Below are 2,935 nucleotides of genomic sequence, written 5' to 3'. Positions count from 1 at the left end.
GAACCGGCCGTCCATCGCAGGCTTGCATACGTGGATCTGCCTATAACGACCCACCAACAGGGAGACAATGAACATGCGCCGTCTGCGCGACATCATCGGCGGTTCGCTGATCGCTTTGGGAATTGCAGTCTCCGGCGCGGGCAGCGCCCAGGCCGTCGAGATCGAGTACTGGCAGTACGTCTTCGACACCCGCGTCAAGGCGATGAACCGCCTGATCGAGGAGTTCCAGGCGGCCAATCCGGGCATCACCGTCAAGCACACGACCTTCCCCTATGCCGACTACCAGACCAAGGTGATCGCGTCGGCTTCCGCCGGGATCGGTCCCGATGTTGTGCAGCTCTTCTACGGCTGGCTCGACCTGTTCGTAAACGCCAAGCTGGTGCAGCCGCTGCCCAAGGACACCTTCCCGACCGAAGCGATCGAGAAGGACTTCTTCCCGATCGTCCAGGCGATGAAGCGCAACGGCGAATACTATGCCCTGCCGACCGCCGTCCGCTCGCTGGCGCTGTTCTACAACAAGAAGCTGTTCCAGGAAGCAGGACTGGACCCGGCCAAGCCGCCGCAGACGCTCACCGAACTGCTCGATGCCGCGAAGAAGACGGTGAAGATGGAAAGCGGCAACATGGTGTCCGCCGGCATCACGATGGACATGGCCGGCCAGGACCATCAGTGGTGGCGCGAGGTGCTGGTCCGCCAGTACGGCGGCGTGCCCTACAGCGACGATTACCGCAAGGTCACCTACAACGACAAGGCGGGCGCCGACGCGCTGAAGTTCTACACCGACCTGCAAACCGGCCAAAAGGTCGGGCAGATGGGCTTCATGGACGAAGGGCAGGCGGCGTTCCGCGCCGGCCGCGCCGCCATGACCATCGACGGCACCTTCCGCATCGGCTCGTTCAAGACCATCAAGGACTTCGAATGGGGCGTCGCCGAACTGCCGGCCAATGCCGAGGGCATGCGCTCCAACTATGCCAGCTACTGGACCAACGCCATCACGGCCAAGGCCAAGGGCGAGAAGCTGGAAGCGGCCAAGAAGTTCCTGGCCTTCGTCAGCTCCCCCAAGGCGATGGAACTGTGGCTCGACGCCGTCGGCGAGCTGCCGGCCCGGCGCGAGGTGGCGCAGAAGCCGCAATACATCGACGATCCGGTCTACGGCCCGTTCCTCAAGGCGCTCGACTATTCCAAGGTCACGCTGTTCGTGGACGAGCAGGCGCAGCGGCAGATCACCATGGACATGACCAACCGCGTCCTGATCCAGGGTCAGGAGCCGCAGGCGGCGGTCGATCAGGCCGCCAAGGAAGAACAGGCGCTGATCGACCGGGTAGCGAAATAAGGAAGGACCGCGAGCCATGGACGAGACGATCGGGGCGGAACCGCGCCGGCGCGGCCTGTGGGGCCGGCTGACGCTCCGCCAGAAACAGGTGATCTGGGCGTGGGGGTTCCTGGCGATCCCGATCGTCTTCTACAGCGTGGTCCGCTTCTGGCCTACCATCGACGCCTTCTATCTGTCCTTCACCAAGTGGAACCTGCTGCAACCGCCCGATTTCATCGGCCTGGACAACTACCGGCGGATGTTCGCGGACCCTCAGTTCTGGCAGGTCTTCCGCAATACCTTCCTCTACCTGATCATCGGCACGCCGGTCAGCCTGCTGCTGTCGTTCACCATCGCCTATCATCTCGACCGCGTCCGGTTCATGCACGGCCTGATCCGGGCGCTCTACTTCCTGCCCTATCTGACGACGGCCGCCGTGATGGCCTGGGTGTGGCGCTGGTTCTACCAGCCGGCTCCGGTCGGCCTGATCAACGACATGCTGTCCATGGTGGGCCTGCCGCAGCAGCCCTTCCTGCGCTCCACCGTCCAGGCGCTCCCCGCCGTGCTCGCCCCCGCCGTCTGGGCGGGACTGGGCTTCCAGATCGTCATCTTCATGGCGGGGCTGCGGGCGATCCCGACCAGCTATTACGAGGCGGCGCGGATCGACGGCGTTTCCAACTGGACGATCCTGACCCGGATCACCCTGCCGCTGCTGAAACCGACCTTCGTCTTCCTCGTCGTCTTCGCCTCCATCGCCTTCCTGCGGATCTTCGATCAGGTCTACAACATGACCACGAACGATCCCGGGGGGCCGCTCAACTCGACCAAGCCGCTGGTGCTGATGATCTACCAGAGCGCCTTCAACTCCTTCGACATGGGGTACGCGGCGGCCCAGACCGTCGTCCTGTTCCTCGTGCTGCTGGTGATCTCGCTGGTCCAGCTTACCGTACTGAGGGACCGCTGACATGGCCGCGTCTTTCAAGGATGCCCGGTTCAAGGATGTGCGCCCAGGCAAGGCGATCGCCTGGACGCTGCTGTTCCTGGGCGGCGTCGTGATGGTGACGCCGCTGCTGTTCATGCTCTCAACCTCGCTCAAGCCGGCGTCCGACGTCTACGACCTGCGCCTGATCCCGGCGCGTCCGACGCTGGAGAACTATCTGGCGGTGTTCGAGGACGGACGCTTCCCCGGCTGGATCCTCAACTCGCTGTTCATCGCGACGGTGGTGACGCTGTCCAACGTGTTCTTCGACAGTCTGGTCGGCTACACGCTCGCCAAGTTCAGGTTCCGGGGCCGCTATCTGGTCTTCATCGCCATTCTGTCCACGCTGATGATCCCGACCGAGATGCTGGTGATCCCCTGGTACATCATGGCCCGCGATTTCGGCTGGCTGGACAGCTACTGGGGCATCATGTTCCCCGGCATGATGACCGCCTTCGGCACCTTCCTGATGAAGCAGTTCTTCGAGACGGTGCCCGACGACTTCCTGGAGGCGGCGCGGATCGACGGGCTGAACGAGTTCCAGATCTGGTGGCGGATCGCTATGCCGCTGGTGACGCCGGCCCTGTCGGCGCTGGCGATCTTCACGTTCCTGGGCAACTGGACGGCGTTCATCTGGCCGCTGA

3 protein-coding genes are annotated in these 2,935 nt (G+C 63.7%); all 3 read left to right on the top strand.

Annotated features, from left to right (window positions below; translation table 11 throughout):
* Window positions 1–73 precede the first annotated feature (73 nt).
* Window positions 74–1,333 carry a sugar ABC transporter substrate-binding protein gene (locus AC5JJ6_RS06895; RefSeq protein ID WP_496041323.1) on the top strand — a complete coding sequence of 420 codons (1,260 nt, stop codon included), beginning with the start codon at window positions 74–76 and terminating at the stop codon, window positions 1,331–1,333.
* Window positions 1,334–1,349: 16 nt separating this feature from the next.
* Entirely contained in the window at window positions 1,350–2,276 is a 927-nt protein-coding gene (locus AC5JJ6_RS06890; RefSeq protein ID WP_044426736.1) for a carbohydrate ABC transporter permease, read from the top strand.
* A gap of 1 nt (window position 2,277) precedes the next feature.
* Window positions 2,278–2,935 (top strand): carbohydrate ABC transporter permease (locus AC5JJ6_RS06885; RefSeq protein ID WP_496041322.1); only part of this gene is annotated, 658 nt, incomplete at its 3' end.

The sequence above is a fragment of the Skermanella sp. genome, from assembly GCF_059503625.1.
Note: the sequence above shows the minus strand (reverse complement) of the source record. Positions and strands in the feature narration are given on the sequence as shown.

Excerpts from the sequence above, each read along its gene's own strand:
- AC5JJ6_RS06890 (WP_044426736.1), top strand. The coding sequence starts at position 1,350 with ATGGACGAGACGATCGGGGCGGAACCGCGCCGGCGCGGCCTGTGGGGC.
- AC5JJ6_RS06895 (WP_496041323.1), top strand. The coding sequence starts at position 74 with ATGCGCCGTCTGCGCGACATCATCGGCGGTTCGCTGATCGCTTTGGGA.